Genomic DNA, 13579 nt, shown 5'->3' on the forward strand with positions numbered 1-13579 from the left:
GCGGTTGGTTCCAAACAACACATCGCCGCAGCAGCGCCAGCTGCTACTTACTGATCGGGTCCACGCCAACGTACTGGTTCCGTCGCAGATAGACCTCACCCGTCTTCATGTCCAGCAGCATATTGAACTGCCGGAGAACACCCGCGCCGAGCGTGCCGTCGCCAGTGGAGGCGTCATCGTCGATTGGAAACGACGCAGCGGCGTTGCCGATGGCCAACCCCTGGATGCTTGCAGACGGGACGCGCACATCCACGGCACGAATGACATTGCCCGCGCTGCCGGTGAATCGGGACGTTCCCACCTTCTGGGTGAAAACGTCCATCAGCCCATGGCGCGAGCTGTAGGCATAGCTGAGATCGATGGAGCCGTTGCTTCCCGTATCCAGTGCCAGCCAGGGCTTGACGACGGCGTCACCGTTGCCGAGCGTGACTTCGATTGCGGGCGTGTTGTCGATCCAGCGGATGTTGGCGCGGGTGTAGCCGGTTACATCCGGCAGGCTACGATGGACGAGCAGCTGCTGCCGGTCGTAATCGATCTCGACCACCTTCCCTTCAAAGAACTTCCATCCCAGAACCGCATCAAAGGGACGGTTCCTGTAGTCGACCACCACTGCGCCCATGCGCGTGTGCAGCCCGCCGATCTCAACGTCGTTGCGCGTGCTGTAGTCCATCGTGGTGACGCCGTCTGACCCTGTGTTCTCAGTACGATCATCGATGACCACCGATGCCTTCGGCACGATGGCGCGTGACAGGGCCAGTCCATCCGCACCGGTATCCACCAGGAATCGCAAGGGCTCGGACCTGTTGACGCTGCCGCGGACGTAGATCCGGTGGTCCTTGTCCTGCTCAAACGGGATTGCCACGGGCGTGGCATTGGCACCGGCACTCGCGCCTGAAGTGGCACAAGCGATGGCGGCAACCAGAAGTACATGTGGGATTCCAGGCACGGGCGACTTTCCTTTCGTTTGGCGGTGGTAGCGTGGCACCTGATGGATGCCACTAATGCGGAAAGGGTTTACATCGGTGCCGGTGCTGCGGGTGATGCCGAACGACGGGGTGTCACTGCGGTGGCGCTGACGGAACGGGCGCATCGCGCTTTTCTGGCGACGGCACGTCGGCAGCCGCAAACTCGCGCGCCTTTACCCGAAACGGCGCAATGCAGCCGGTCAGGCTGATGCAGATGGAGAGGGAAAGTGCGATCAGGGCCAGTGTTTTCATCGAGCTGCCAGGTTGTGCGGGTATTCTTGGAGCGCCATGGTCAGGTGCTCGTCGCTATAAGTCCATAGCCATCTGCCACTGTCGGCATACTGCCCCGTGGTAGGCTGGCCCAGCAGAACCCGTGCACGATATCGCAGCTGCATTCCCCTCCGGGATGACGTCCATGAAGAGCCCACCCGTACCTGCCGCCGAGTCGGATCGTGCAATGGAAGGCCCGTCGCCCAACCTGTTCGTCGCCCTGCGGGACCTGCTGCTTCCCTACCAGGCCGACCTTCTGGTGGTACACGATGATGGCGATCACTTCTACGCCAATTGCAGGAACGTAGATGCCAAGGGCAAGGCTCAGTTCTTCGGCGCGGTGAGGGTGTCCGGCCGCAGGCATTCATTCCACTTCATGCCCATCTACACCTTCCCCGAGCTGTTGGCCGGCATCAGCCCGGCCCTGAAGAAGCATATGCAGGGGAAGTCCTGCTTCAACTTCGATGCCTGGGATCCAGCATTGCTGCACGAACTGCAGATGCTGATCGAACAGGGTGTCTCCCGCTACAGGGTGGCCGGCAAGCTCTGAGCACGCCACACGGCATCTGCCGCCGGTGTGCCCATGGCGCTGCCGCGCCCGCAACCGCGGGCGCGGCATGGATTCAGTGCAATGGCACCTTCAACACCGATGGCGCGGACGCGGGCGAACTGAAGGTCACCGCCCCGCCCAGCTGACTGATGCCTGCATAGCGCAGGTCCACCGTATCGACCACCAGCGTCAGGCGACTGCCCGCCGGAATGTTCCAGCTGCTTGCTTCCAGCCGCAGATCGAGGGTGGTCGCCTGGCCCGGCGCAACGCCGCGCAGGGTGTAGGGCTTGTGGCTGATCAGCTGACCATTGCCCAGCACATCTTCCGCGTACAGGTAGGCATACAGCGTGGTGTTGGCACGGCTGGGGGTGACGGTCACCCGCACTTCCGGCGCGCCGTCCAGGCGACGTGCGTTCCAGTAGATCGGCCCCTGCCATACACCGGCGGCGTTGCGCCCGACGAAAGGCACGTACGCACCCGGCGGAAGGTTGATCATCTGCAGCGAGCCGGACACCATCGCCACGCCGGAATTGGCGGCGGTCGCCAGGCCACTGCCGATGCGGTAGTTCCAGCCATTGCTGCGCCCATTTTCAACCAGGCCCCCGGTGGGCAGAAGCAGGCCGCCGGGTGCGGTCAACGCGTAGCTGACTGCACCGCTGTTGGTGGCCTGCCAGTTCGGGTAGCTGCTCCAGCTTCCCTTCTGTGACTTCAGCTGCACCGCCGGCTCGCGGTCGATGCCGTTGGCCACGCCCTTGAGGTAATGGTCGAACCAGTCGCCCACCGAGTCGTAGACCTCGTTTGGAATGCCCAGTGCGCCCAAGGCCTCGTTGAGGGCGTGGTCGCCGTGACGCAGCTGCAGCTGCTTGGGGCCCTTCAGCTGGTTGAAGAAATCCACCAGCTGACCCGGCGGGAACAGGCTGTCGTTGAAGGCGTTGGCGAGGAACACCGCCGGCTGGTTGGCGTTGATCTCGTTGATGCTGGCAACAGGGCTGCGGATCGCGGCCACCGGCAGCAGTGATTCCACGGCGCCCTGATAGTTGCCGACCACGACGTTGCGGTTGATCGTGGCCAACTCGGAACCGGGGCGGCCGGTGACCAGGCCGGCGGCCACCAGCAGCGCGATTCCCTGTGCGCTGGGGGTGTCGTTGGCGTACAGCGACGCCTGCAGGTCGGCCCATCCGCTGAGGGCGGCCACCGCCTTGATGCGCGGGTCGCGTGCGGCGGCCAGCAGGCTGGTGCCGGCGCCGTAGGAGATGCCCGAGACGCCGATCCGTGCCGGGTCGGCCTGGGTGTTGTCCAGCGCCCAGTCGATCAATGCGCTGACATCCTCGACCGTGGCCGGCCCGGCAATATCGATGGCCCCGCCGGACTCCCAGAAGCCGCGCGAGCTGTAGCTGATGACCACGTAGCCGCGCTTGGCCAGCGACTGCGCCACCCCTACGTACTCCACGCTCGGCACCGCCCAGCTGCTGGGCATCACCAGCAGCGGGTACTTGCCGCCACCTGCGTCCTGCGGCTCGATGACAAAGACCCCGAGGGGCGTGCCATCCCAACCGGGAAGGGTGCGGTGGGTGGTCTTGACCGTGGCGGCCCAGGCGGTGGGCGCCAGCCCGGTCAGCAGGATCAACAGCAGCAATACCTTGCGCATCGTCGTCTCTCCCCGTCGTTGGTGGTGCAACGGGCTGGACCGTACCAGTGCGAATGGTGGCTGACACCTTGCGCCGCAGCATGGGGCGGCGGGCCTGCCACCTCACGCCGCGGGCCTGAATGCGCCTACAGCGTTGCCTGCGCCTGCAGGGTGAACACCCAGCTGTCGGGTCGGCTGGCATAGGCGCCGGGACGTGCCACGTACTGCACCGCTGGCCGCAGCACCAGCCACGGGGCGACCTGCACGCCGTAGTTCAGCTCGACGAACTGCTCGTTGCTCTGCACATCCTTTCCGGTCAGCTGCTGATGCCGTGCGAGCCGGTCGGAGATATCCAACCGGTTCCAGGCCAGGCTGAGCACATCATCCTCGCGCGACGCGATCACGCCGCGCCAGCTCACGCCCGCTTCCCACGAGTAGCGCATCAGCCCTGTTTTTGCGTCGGCACGGGTGGCCACGCCGAACACCGAGATGCCGCGCACCGTATCGCCCTCGGGCTTCCACACGCGCTGCGCGGCCTGCACGTACGAACCGCTGCGATGCGAGGCGCGAGGTGCGGCCGGATCACCGATGTCATCGGCGTTGGAGGTGTCCAGGTAGTAGCCGACCTTGTAGGTGCCGCCATAGTCCTCGCCGGACGTGCCATGGCTGTAGCCCACTTCCAGGGGCAGGAACAGGCCGGTCTTTCCCTTCGTCGAAACACGGAAGCCACTGTTGGCCTGCTTGCGCGTCGGGTTGACGTCGTAGATGCCGGTCTGTGCGTACCAGCCCGAGGGATCGTTCCACTTCACCCGCAGGCCCCACTGGCCCGTCGGGTTGTCCAGCCACCCGGAGCTGTAGATCGGGCCCAGCGGATGCCCGCATTGGCCGTTGTTGTTGAAGTTGCAGGTGTAGGGCAAGCCGCCGAAATCGTTGCCCATCGAGTAGAAGCCCCCTTTCAGGCTCAGCCGCTTGTCCAGCAGCAGCCGCTCGTAGGAGAGTTCGTTGAAGCGCAGGTTCTGGCCCTGACCATAGAAGGCCTGGTTCTGGATATAGGAACCGGTGGACCGCTCGTTGATGGCGTTGCCGAAGCGATCGGAGAACACCACGCGCAGCGTGCCGTCGAAGCCGAGTGCTTTGCCGGTATCGATCGTCGCGCCCAGGTCAATGTGTTCGGCGGTGGACCAGCCACTGCCCTTGTAACCATCGCTGTTGACGCCAGTGCCGACCACGATGCGTGCGCTGGGGGTTACGCCGTGGTCCTGCAGCCACAGGCGTGCGGCCCAATCGGCACTCAGCGGCGTCTGTACGATGCTGTCCACTGGTTTGGGTTTGGCGGTGGCAGTCGCTTCGGCGGCCGACACCGGGCCATTGACCGCGAGCAGGAGCAGGCCGATGCCATACAAGGAGAGCAGTTTCATGCCGCAGCCCTCCTGTTCCTGCGCTTCTTCCAGGCACGACGCACCAGCAGCACGACGCCGACCAGCGCAAGCACCGCAACGATGAGCATCGGCAGCCACAAGCGTGCGATCTTCGCCAGCAGTGGCTTCTCGCCGCCGGCGCGGGTCAGTGCGACCTGTGCCTCGGTGACCTGGTCGCCCGGCCCGAACTGCGTGCGCACGTAGGTCGCCACCGCTGCGATATCGGCGTCACTCAGGTCCTGCACGAACGAACCCTTCGAGAAGTGCGGCATCAATGCGTGTTCGCCCTGCACGTCGCGGTCAACGCCGCCGATGATGGTGGCGATCAGGTTCTGCGGACGGGTCATGCCCACGGTGGTGTTGTGCACCAGGGAGGGATAGTAGCCGTCCCGGCTGCCCTCGCCCCGCGATCCATGGCAGCTTGCGCACAAACCCGAGTACAGCACTCCGCCCGATGCCAATGCGGCACCCGTACCGCGTACCGGCTGCTCGCCCGGCGTGGCGGTGGCGTTGCCCCAGGCGAAGGCGGCCCGCATGGCGTCAGGTTCGGCCACGGCCGGCACCGTGCGCAGGTAGGCAACGATCGCGGCGATGTCATCGTCCTGCAGCTTGGACAGGCTGTTGCTCACCGCTTCGGCCATGCCGCCACCGGCCTGCGCCTTGCCGGCAACGCGGCCGGTCTTCAGGTACTGCGCCAGCTCGGCGTCGCTCCAACCGCCGACACCGCTGATGGGATGGGAGGTGATATTGGGTGCGTACCAGTCACCCAGCGAGCCGCCGGCGAAGGCCTTGCCGCCCACTTCCTGCATCATCAGCCCGCGCGGACTATGGCAGCTCGAGCAATGCGCCAAGCCTTCCACCAGATAGGCGCCGCGATTCCATTGCGCACTCTTTCCCGCATCGGGCTTGAACGTTTCCTTGTCCAGGAACAGCAGGTTCCACACCGCCATGGACTGGCGGATGCTGAAGGGGAACGGCAGTTCGGTCGCGTGTGCTTCCTCGTCGACCGGCGCCACCTCCTTCATGAAGTAGGTATACAGCGCGTGGATGTCCTCGTCGGTCAGCTTGGCATACGAGGTATAGGGCATCGCCGGATACAGATGGGCGCCATCCTTGCGCACGCCTTCGCGGACTGCTTTGGCGAAGTCATCTTCACTGTAGAGGCCGATGCCATGGCTCTTGGAGGGGGTGATGTTGCTGACCCAGATCTCACCCAGCGGGGACGCAATCGCGTAGCCGCCGGCATAAGGCTTTCCCTGCTTGGGGCTGGTGTGGCACGCCACGCAATCGGCGGCGACCGAGAGGTAGCGCCCACGTTCGGCGACTTCGTCTGCGCGCGCGGAGTGACTGGCTGCAGCCAGCAGCATCAGCAGAGCCGCAGTGACGGCCTTCATGCCGCACGCTCGATGGCGTCTGCGGCCCGCAATGCCAGCGCGGCCATGGTCAGGGTGCTGTTGACCACGCTGGCCGACACCATCGGTCCGCCACCTGGCAGCCACAGGTTCGGATGATCGTGCGCGCGGCAATCGCCATCGACCACCGAATCGCGCGGGTCCGCGCCCATGATGGTCGAGCCCATGATGTGGTTGTTGGCGTTGAGCGCCGTGGTGATGACGAATTCCTCGGCGTTGAACAGCGAGCCGATGTGACGCAACTGTTTGCAGGACTCGTCATAGCCCTTGCGGGCATAGTCGCCCAGCGAGTAGTGGATATCCGGGCAGGCCAGGCCATGGCCATCGACCCGCGTCTTCGACAGCGTCAGCCGATTGCTCGGGTCCGGCAAGGGCTCCAGGCTGATCGAAAGATCGACGCCGAAGACCGCACGGCGACGGATTTCCGCATCCAGCGCGTCGCCAACCAGGCCTTTTTTCAGGGCCTGGTCGGTGGCGATCGCCACCCGGCTGATGTTGTTGAGGATGATCTTGGTGGCCGAGTACTGCGAACGGAAGGCGCCGTCGCGCGGACCAACCATGCAGCTGGACTGCGCCGGTCCGCGTCCCAGCCAGATCGGGCGATCGGCGATGAACGAGCAGTGGAAACCGGAATGGTCGAGCATGTTGCGCCCGACCTGGTCGGAACTGTTGGCGATACCGTTCGGGTTCTGCTCGTTGGCGGCAAGCAGCAGCAGGCGCGGCGTCTCCAGTGCGTTGCAGGCGATCACGAAACTGCGGCCGGTGGCCTTGTGGCTGACCTTGTTGTTGTCATACCAGTGGACAGCCGTGACCCGGTTCTGCGCGTCGGTGTCGATCCTGTAGGCCACTGCTTCGGCCAGCACCTGCGCACCCAGTTTCTCGGCCGCTTCGATGGTATGGATGCCGTTGTACATCGCGCCGATCGGGCAGATCGGCTGGCAGTTGTTGTTGCCGCAGCAGGCCGGCCGATCATTCCACGGCGTGACCATGCGACCCTGCGGAATGGGCACCAGGTTGTAGCCGTGCGGATTGACCACCTCGGCAAATACCTTGTCGCCGTTGCCCCAGGGGATCATGTCGGCGAGGTAGGGCCTGGATCGTTCGGAGGGGCTCTGCTTGCCCGGGTCGTTCGGCCCGGACACACCCATCGCCTCTTCCGCGCGGCAGTAATAAGGCTCGATGTCGTCGTAGCTGATCGGCCAGTCGCGCCCTACCCCATAGGTGGACTGCATCTTGAAATCCACCGGCAGGTGGCGCCAACAGGAGGCGGCCCAGTGCCAGGTGGTGCCACCCACGGCCTTGATGAAGCCCTGGTGGAAGCTGCTGGCATCGGGGCCGGTCAAACCCACGTAGTCGTTGGCCGGGAAATACAGCGGCGCGGTGGCCAGCGGCGACTGCGGATACGGCCCCTGGAAGTCGCTGCCGATGCGTCGCTCGAAGCTGACGTTGCGCCAGTTTTCGACGACGTCGGAGCGATGCAGGCGCGGGCCCGCTTCAAGGACCAGAACCGATTTTCCGGCACGAACCAACTGATGGGCGATCAATGCGCCGACGACGCCCGAGCCGACGATCACAACATCGGCATCGGCGTCGCCATCACGGAAAACCGGAGCTTTCATGAGGGGAATCCAGATCAATTACGGGAAAGAGATGAAAGCGCAGGCTCAGCCGTGCGCACGTACCGCCGCCGGCGGTTCAGCCGTCCACCATGCCGGGCCGCCTTGTGCGTAGGTCGGCGGGAAAAGGCCGTCGTCCACGGGCCGCTGCATCAGCGCATCACGATAGGAAACGGTGATGGCCTGCGGGCCCTTGCCGACGCTGCCGGTGTACCAGGCGGTGATGATGGCCAGCGCTGCGGGCCGGGCATCGCCCGCCGCCGCCAGCAGTGCTTCAGGGCCTTGCACCTGTTGCGCCTTTGCCGCCAGAGCGGGGAACTGGGCGTGCATGTCGGGATGCAGCTTGGCGAAAGCGGCTTCGATGCGCCCGGCGGTCGCCGGATCGAGATCGGTCTTGCCCGTCAGCACCTGCGAGAGCTGCAGAAAGCGCCCGTCCGCCTGCTTCGCAGGGGCGGCACTGGCAGCGGGCGCTGGTGCCTTGCCACTGCAGGCAGCCAACAGCGAAGCCGAGCCGACCGCCAGCAGGAAGGTTCTGCGCGTCAGGCCTTGCCCACTCCCTTCCAATCCCTCGGGAACACTCATGATGTGGACTCCTGATGCGTCACGTCTTCGGCTGCCCCTGACCGCGACGCGGGGGGCACCTACGGGTGAAACTGTAACGCACCTGCTCGTCGTCGCGGGGTGAGTGGAAACAGCCGCAGAACGGCGAAGTGCCCTGCTTTGCGGCATCAACGCAAGCAGATTCCCGCCGGCAAGCAGGGGCCCCCGTCACGCCCGCACAACACCGTCAACGCTAGAAACAAGGGGTTTCCTACTCTGGAGAGTGGCCATGCGGGTACTGCTGCTGTGTGCCGTGGCGACGATGGCATTGTCGGCCTGCAACCAACGCGAACCGACCGATAAGGCACAACATGCCGATGCGGTTCGGCAAAACCCGCCAGCGGCCAGCGCGCCGACGCGCAACGTGCCCGGCGGCGGCAGCGGGACCGCAGCCTCCGAAGACCAGTCGTCAGGAACCGGCGCCAGCAGCGGCAAGGAGGCACCGCCGGAGTCTCCTGCAAAGCGCTGAATCCAGAAGGGTCGCCGGCGTGGCTCGGACAGGCACGCCGGACGTCCCTGCGATGGGCCAACGACCCTCTGCCACAACAGTGATTCCGGCACCTCCGCAGCGACTGACCTGGACAGATTGATGCAGCGCGATGTGAAATTGGACCCCGACAGGATTCACGCCAACAACGCCTGTGCGGTGGCATGTTCAAGGTGACCCAAGAGGATTACCACATGCCTGACACCGGACTCTTCTACGTCTTCTCAGTGGATTACGCGGCCGACGCGCGCGGCGGCCTCGACCGGATCACCTCGATCACCTTCCGCTGCAATCAATGCCACCACGTGTCCCGTGCCGACGCGGACCTGAAGCGGGTGGCGGGTGGCACGCTTCTCACCTGTGGGAGATGCGGGACCCACCAGGCGGTCAGCAACGCGCGTTTTGCCGATGGTGCGCATGCCGCAGCGGCCGAGCGGCCCGCCGTCGCCGCAGGTGAGCGCTGATGCAGCGCTGCCCGTGATGGAGCACGGCGATGTGAGCAGGATGCATGCACCACACGCCCGTTGGGCATCTGCCGTTCACTGCATCTACCCCGTATCCCAACGGCCTCACGGCTACGGTGAAGTCTCCCTTCGTTCCGGAGCACACCATGGCGATCAAGACCGCTGAAGATCTGTTCATCCACGAACTTTCCGACATATACAGTGCCGAGAAGCAGCTGACCAAGGCACTGCCCCGCCTGGCGCGCGCCGCTGACAATCCTGACCTCTCCGCTGCGTTCGAGACCCATCTGGAAGAGACCCAGGGGCAGATCGAACGTATCGACAAGGTGGTCGAGCTGTTGGGGATCCGCCTGAAGCGCATCAAGTGTGCGGCAATGGAGGGGCTGGTGGAAGAAGGCAAGGAGGCCATCGACAGCATCGACAAGGGCCCCGTGCGCGATGCGGCGCTGATCGGCGGCGCACAGAAGGTGGAGCACTACGAAATCGCCTCCTACGGCACCATTGCCGCGCTGGCCAGGCAGCTGGGCTACAAGGACGCCGTGCCCCTGCTTCTGGAAACCCTGGAGGAAGAGAAGGCCACCGACCAGAAGCTGACCCTGCTGGCCAGTGGCGGCGGCAACGCCAACGCCGCGAAGGCCGGGTAAGCCGGGTAAGCGCAGGTGCACTGCACATCCGTCCGGCGCGTCGCTCCCCGGAGGCCGACGCGCTCTTACCGGAAGGTGTTGCATGCACCCTGATATCACCGGCATTCACTGGCAGGCACTGCCGAGGTGCCTCGCAATCGCGCGCTGATCGCCTCATTGCCGGCACCGCGCGCAACGAGCAGCAGGACGGCGCGTCCGCCCGATCCTGCGCTCCGCGTTTCAGCGCACGGCCTTGCCGGCACCGCGCTGTGCTGCAGGCCTCGCCCGCGTGCGCTTCTTCGCGGCTGGCGGTAGCGGCAGTACTCGATAGTCAATCTGGCACACCGGGCAGAAGAAGGTGCGCCGATGCCTCGTACCCATATGGACCTTGCTGACCGGACCACCACAACGGGGACATGTCCGCCGGGTGTGCACCTGCCAGTGCTTTTTCAGCTCGAACCCGCGCTTCCATTGCAGGAAGTCGAAACTGTATTCGCGGGCCTGCGCGACCAGCTCGGTGAGCCTGCGCGGCGGGAGGTCGCCGACATGGTTGGCCGGATGGACCCGGATGCGGAACAGCACCTCGTTCTTGATGATGTTGCCCACGCCGGAGAACAGCGTCTGGTCCAGCAGGGCGTCGCAGACCAGGACATCGGGCATCGACTTCAGGCGACGACGTGCGAGCCTGGGATCCCACAGGTCGCTCATCACGTCGCTGCGCCAGTCGTATACCTCGTCCAGCGGCTGCGCGATCAGTTTTACCGAGCAGGTGTAGAAGTTCAGTTCGCCGTTGTCAAAGCGCAGCGATACCCGCGCTGGCGTCTCCTTGCGCTCGTCGATGCGCCAGCTGCCGAACATCATCAGGTGGATGCGCAGCGTGACGTGACTGAATTCCAGCAGGAAATGCTTGCCCCAGCTGCGCACGGCCCGCACCCGGCGGCCCTGCAGGCAGGCCAGGTCGAGCGTGCTGTTGCCGCTGACCTCGCGGACCGTCTTCCCTTTGAATTTGGCGGCGGCCTCGCGCAGCAGCACGATGGAAGGACCTTCAGGCATTGGCGTGCTCCAGCAAGGCCTGCAGTTGCAGTGCATCGGGAACGGCATGGCCGTGTGCCGTGTTGTCGAGGATGACCCAGGCCCCGCCCGGCCCGGCGGCCTGCGTTGCTGCGCCGGCCAGCCTGCACAGCTCCGGCTGCTGGTACGCGCTGTAGTAGATCCGCGGCTGCCCGTGCCACCGCCAGTAGCTCCAGTGCCTGGCTCCGCCCGGCTGGCCAGCCCCTGCAACCCGCGCGGGATCGGCCGCGACCCGTGCAATGTCATGGTCTTCCAGCAGCGCATCGGCCTTTGCGTCGAACCAGCTGGGGTGGCGGGGCTCGCACGCCATGGGCGTCGCGGTACGCCGACGCAATGCCCGGAAGAACGCCGACGCGGTGCGGCCGTCGCAGGCCAGACTGGGGGGCAGCTGCAGCAACAGCGCGCCCAGCCGATCACCGAGATGCGCCACCGCGTGCAGGAAGGGGTCCAGCAACGGCGCCGCGCCGCGCAGGCGTGCGACATGCGAGATCGCCTGCGGCATTTTCACCGAGAAGCGGAAATCGTCCGGCACGCTCGCCGCCCAGCGTGCGTAGGTGGCAGGCTGGTGTGGACGGTAGAACGACGAGTTGATCTCCACGATCGGAAAGCGCGATGCGTAACGCTGCAGCGCGCTGTCGCCCGTGCCGAACATGTGGGCGACATCGGTGGGCAGCGACCATCCTGCGCAGCCGACGGCGACGCGGTGCGCCGAGTGTGGGTCATCAGATTCAAGTGCCATTGCGCTACGGTGATGGCGGGACCGTAGCAGTGCGGTGAATACACGTCGGCTGCGGCGTGAAGCACGCCGCCGGGCGTGGCCGGCCTGTCGAGGAGGCGCTGCCCGGCATCGACCCTTGCTGCTCAGAGGCTGGCGCTGACCATTGCACCGTTCGGCGGCTGCCGCGCTGGCAGGGAATGTCCATTGCGTGGCGCAACGCGTTCGTGGGTGGCGGCCATCACCTGGTTCACGCGATGAAGTGTGCCGCGACCACCGGGCTCGATACCGATGATGTAGACGAAGCGGCCATCGCAGCGCGACTGCGCCGATTCGAGCCCCTCGGTCTCGGAGAGAACGCGTTTCAGCGCCTTCTCCCAGGCTCTGCCCGGAGCCGATGCCAGTTCCACCACCACTGCGGTTTCCCCGCAGTCCAGCGGCATCACCTCCACACGCAGGATGCGCGGTGTCTTGACGGTCTCGGCACTACCCATTTTCAAACCTCCTCGGCAAACGACGGCGGCAGTATCCACGCCCGGCGCCAAGGCGCCGTCAAGAAGCCATGGATACCGCGTGCAGGTCGGCTGACAGCGTTGCCCGTGATGCGTCGCGGCATTCCCCGAGGGGCACCTGCAACCGCGCATTGCCCCGGTAGCGGCCACGCCATTAGCAGGTCTTCTTTTCATGCATGGGCGCCCTGGTCTGACAGGAGCCCAGTGCTTGCGCGCAGTCACACCTTCGCACTTTGCTCGTTGACCTGCTGGCGTCAACAAATGACGCTAACGACACCGCGACAGCCTTCGTAACGCCCTGCAGCGGTCGAGATCCCAGGCAATACCGGCCACGGCCGGATCGCGTCCCCCATCCCTGCCACCGCATCGTCCTTCACACGGAAAGGCCTGGCCTGCCGTGGTGGACGGCTGCGCCTTGCCCATACCCATGGAGATCCGCAATGCGCCTTGCCACGTTCTTCCTTGCCCTTGTGTTCAGCACCTTTGCCGGGGCCGCACATGCCCAGGTCGTGACCCTCAACAGGGGCGGGTTTGTATTGACCTATGACTGCAGCATCCACAGTGCGACCCGCTACGAATACACCCTGGTGGCGGACACTGGCTCGGCCGCCCGCCCGTCCAGCTTCTACAAGGATCCGGAGCTGCCGGCCGGTTGCCTCGGCCAGACCAGCACGGCCTCCTATGCCAGCGTGCAGTCCGGCTATGACCGCGGCCATCTGGTGACGTCCAATCACATGGACTACGACGCCACTTACATCCGTCGCGCCAACTACATGACCAACATCGTGCCGCAGGTCTCCAGCTTCAACCAGGGCATCTGGGTCAAGGCCGAGAACGTGGCCGAATGCTATCGGGACATCGCCCCGGTCGACGTCTATGGCGGCGTCGTCTATGGCGATGCGTCCAATGACTATTTCCTGTCCAGCCATGGCATTCCGACCCCGGAATTCTTCTGGAAAACGATCATCACCAAGGATCCGAACACCGGCACCGCCAAGGCCATCAGCTGGATCATTCCCAATGAAGCGGGACTGGGCAGCCTGGACAGCTATCTGGTCACCATCGCCGACCTGGAAGAGCTGCTGGGCGCCAGCTACGTGGCGATCAACGCGCCGGCGTCGCTGAAGAACATGCTGCCCAGCGCCAGCTGGCCGCTGCCGAGCGGATGCGATCTGAGCTGAGCCCCCGATGGCCCGACGGAATGCGCTCCGCCGGGCCTATCGCGCCTGGCAGCTCAGCCTGGATGATC

Annotated in this window: 15 protein-coding genes; 5 read left to right on the forward strand and 10 right to left on the reverse strand. The window is 65.2% G+C overall.

Annotated elements, in window-relative coordinates; genetic code table 11:
* Nucleotides 1–43 precede the first annotated feature (43 nt).
* Nucleotides 44–1090: a retropepsin-like aspartic protease gene (locus tag AC13GI_RS03365; protein WP_482995493.1), complete on the reverse strand. Its 1047-nt coding sequence runs from the start codon at nt 1088–1090 to the stop codon at nt 44–46.
* Nucleotides 1059–1217 carry a hypothetical protein gene (locus AC13GI_RS03370; RefSeq protein ID WP_165787226.1) on the reverse strand — a complete coding sequence of 53 codons (159 nt, stop codon included), beginning with the start codon at nt 1215–1217 and terminating at the stop codon, nt 1059–1061. The genes AC13GI_RS03365 and AC13GI_RS03370 overlap by 32 nt, the downstream gene beginning before the upstream one ends.
* Before the next feature lie 121 nt (nt 1218–1338).
* Between AC13GI_RS03370 and AC13GI_RS03375 the strand changes: the two genes are divergently transcribed.
* Nucleotides 1339–1785 (forward strand): hypothetical protein, encoded by a 447-nt coding sequence (locus AC13GI_RS03375; RefSeq protein ID WP_482995494.1) that lies wholly within the window; start codon nt 1339–1341, stop codon nt 1783–1785.
* A 73-nt stretch (nt 1786–1858) separates the two neighbouring features.
* On the opposite strand, the gene AC13GI_RS03380 is transcribed toward AC13GI_RS03375, so the two are convergent.
* From AC13GI_RS03380 to AC13GI_RS03400, 5 genes are all read right to left on the reverse strand, one after another.
* Nucleotides 1859–3433 carry an alpha/beta fold hydrolase gene (locus AC13GI_RS03380; protein ID WP_482995495.1) on the reverse strand — a complete coding sequence of 525 codons (1575 nt, stop codon included), beginning with the start codon at nt 3431–3433 and terminating at the stop codon, nt 1859–1861.
* A gap of 125 nt (nt 3434–3558) precedes the next feature.
* Nucleotides 3559–4830: a carbohydrate porin gene (locus AC13GI_RS03385; protein WP_482995496.1), complete on the reverse strand. Its 1272-nt coding sequence runs from the start codon at nt 4828–4830 to the stop codon at nt 3559–3561.
* Complete coding sequence (locus AC13GI_RS03390; protein ID WP_482995497.1) at nt 4827–6224, reverse strand: c-type cytochrome; 1398 nt, start codon at nt 6222–6224, stop codon at nt 4827–4829. Before AC13GI_RS03390 ends, AC13GI_RS03385 begins: the two co-directional genes overlap by 4 nt.
* Complete coding sequence (locus tag AC13GI_RS03395; protein WP_482995498.1) at nt 6221–7861, reverse strand: GMC family oxidoreductase; 1641 nt, start codon at nt 7859–7861, stop codon at nt 6221–6223. Before AC13GI_RS03395 ends, AC13GI_RS03390 begins: the two co-directional genes overlap by 4 nt.
* Before the next feature lie 45 nt (nt 7862–7906).
* Nucleotides 7907–8440, reverse strand: coding sequence for a sugar dehydrogenase complex small subunit (locus AC13GI_RS03400; RefSeq protein WP_482995499.1), 534 nt, complete (start codon nt 8438–8440; stop codon nt 7907–7909).
* 247 nt (nt 8441–8687) lie between these two features.
* On the opposite strand from AC13GI_RS03400, the gene AC13GI_RS03405 reads away from it, so the two are divergent.
* The 3 genes from AC13GI_RS03405 to AC13GI_RS03415 all read left to right on the forward strand — a co-directional run bounded on the left by AC13GI_RS03405 (nt 8688) and on the right by AC13GI_RS03415 (nt 10053).
* Nucleotides 8688–8927: a hypothetical protein gene (locus tag AC13GI_RS03405; RefSeq protein ID WP_482995500.1), complete on the forward strand. Its 240-nt coding sequence runs from the start codon at nt 8688–8690 to the stop codon at nt 8925–8927.
* Nucleotides 8928–9109: 182 nt separating this feature from the next.
* A complete protein-coding gene (locus AC13GI_RS03410; RefSeq protein WP_205404204.1) occupies nt 9110–9409 on the forward strand; it encodes a hypothetical protein in 300 nt (99 codons plus the stop codon).
* Nucleotides 9410–9555: 146 nt separating this feature from the next.
* A complete protein-coding gene (locus tag AC13GI_RS03415) occupies nt 9556–10053 on the forward strand; it encodes a YciE/YciF ferroxidase family protein (RefSeq protein WP_482995501.1) in 498 nt (165 codons plus the stop codon).
* A 219-nt stretch (nt 10054–10272) separates the two neighbouring features.
* Here AC13GI_RS03415 and AC13GI_RS03420 read toward each other — a convergent pair whose 3' ends face one another.
* From AC13GI_RS03420 to AC13GI_RS03430, 3 genes are all read right to left on the reverse strand, one after another.
* Nucleotides 10273–11085 (reverse strand): DNA-formamidopyrimidine glycosylase family protein, encoded by an 813-nt coding sequence (locus tag AC13GI_RS03420; protein ID WP_482995608.1) that lies wholly within the window; start codon nt 11083–11085, stop codon nt 10273–10275.
* Complete coding sequence (locus tag AC13GI_RS03425) at nt 11078–11842, reverse strand: DUF72 domain-containing protein (protein WP_482995502.1); 765 nt, start codon at nt 11840–11842, stop codon at nt 11078–11080. Before AC13GI_RS03425 ends, AC13GI_RS03420 begins: the two co-directional genes overlap by 8 nt.
* A 122-nt stretch (nt 11843–11964) precedes the next feature.
* Nucleotides 11965–12312: a hypothetical protein gene (locus AC13GI_RS03430; RefSeq protein ID WP_099818535.1), complete on the reverse strand. Its 348-nt coding sequence runs from the start codon at nt 12310–12312 to the stop codon at nt 11965–11967.
* A 458-nt stretch (nt 12313–12770) separates the two neighbouring features.
* Between AC13GI_RS03430 and AC13GI_RS03435 the strand changes: the two genes are divergently transcribed.
* On the forward strand, nt 12771–13511 hold the full coding sequence (locus tag AC13GI_RS03435; protein ID WP_099818536.1) for a DNA/RNA non-specific endonuclease: 741 nt from the start codon (nt 12771–12773) through the stop codon (nt 13509–13511).
* Nucleotides 13512–13579: the final 68 nt, after the last annotated feature.

It is taken from the genome of Stenotrophomonas sp. 82F1, assembly GCF_056861525.1.

What these genes read in the sequence shown, in the direction of transcription:
- AC13GI_RS03365 (WP_482995493.1), bottom strand. Translation starts at nt 1,090, where the DNA reads ATGCGCCCGTTCCGTCAGCGCCACCGCAGTGACACCCCGTCGTTCGGC.
- AC13GI_RS03370 (WP_165787226.1), bottom strand. Translation starts at nt 1,217, where the DNA reads ATGAAAACACTGGCCCTGATCGCACTTTCCCTCTCCATCTGCATCAGC.
- AC13GI_RS03380 (WP_482995495.1), bottom strand. Translation starts at nt 3,433, where the DNA reads ATGCGCAAGGTATTGCTGCTGTTGATCCTGCTGACCGGGCTGGCGCCC.
- AC13GI_RS03385 (WP_482995496.1), bottom strand. Translation starts at nt 4,830, where the DNA reads ATGAAACTGCTCTCCTTGTATGGCATCGGCCTGCTCCTGCTCGCGGTC.
- AC13GI_RS03390 (WP_482995497.1), bottom strand. Translation starts at nt 6,224, where the DNA reads ATGAAGGCCGTCACTGCGGCTCTGCTGATGCTGCTGGCTGCAGCCAGT.
- AC13GI_RS03395 (WP_482995498.1), bottom strand. Translation starts at nt 7,861, where the DNA reads ATGAAAGCTCCGGTTTTCCGTGATGGCGACGCCGATGCCGATGTTGTG.
- AC13GI_RS03400 (WP_482995499.1), bottom strand. Translation starts at nt 8,440, where the DNA reads ATGAGTGTTCCCGAGGGATTGGAAGGGAGTGGGCAAGGCCTGACGCGC.
- AC13GI_RS03405 (WP_482995500.1), top strand. Translation starts at nt 8,688, where the DNA reads ATGCGGGTACTGCTGCTGTGTGCCGTGGCGACGATGGCATTGTCGGCC.
- AC13GI_RS03410 (WP_205404204.1), top strand. Translation starts at nt 9,110, where the DNA reads ATGTTCAAGGTGACCCAAGAGGATTACCACATGCCTGACACCGGACTC.
- AC13GI_RS03415 (WP_482995501.1), top strand. Translation starts at nt 9,556, where the DNA reads ATGGCGATCAAGACCGCTGAAGATCTGTTCATCCACGAACTTTCCGAC.
- AC13GI_RS03420 (WP_482995608.1), bottom strand. Translation starts at nt 11,085, where the DNA reads ATGCCTGAAGGTCCTTCCATCGTGCTGCTGCGCGAGGCCGCCGCCAAA.
- AC13GI_RS03425 (WP_482995502.1), bottom strand. Translation starts at nt 11,842, where the DNA reads ATGGCACTTGAATCTGATGACCCACACTCGGCGCACCGCGTCGCCGTC.
- AC13GI_RS03430 (WP_099818535.1), bottom strand. Translation starts at nt 12,312, where the DNA reads ATGGGTAGTGCCGAGACCGTCAAGACACCGCGCATCCTGCGTGTGGAG.
- AC13GI_RS03435 (WP_099818536.1), top strand. Translation starts at nt 12,771, where the DNA reads ATGCGCCTTGCCACGTTCTTCCTTGCCCTTGTGTTCAGCACCTTTGCC.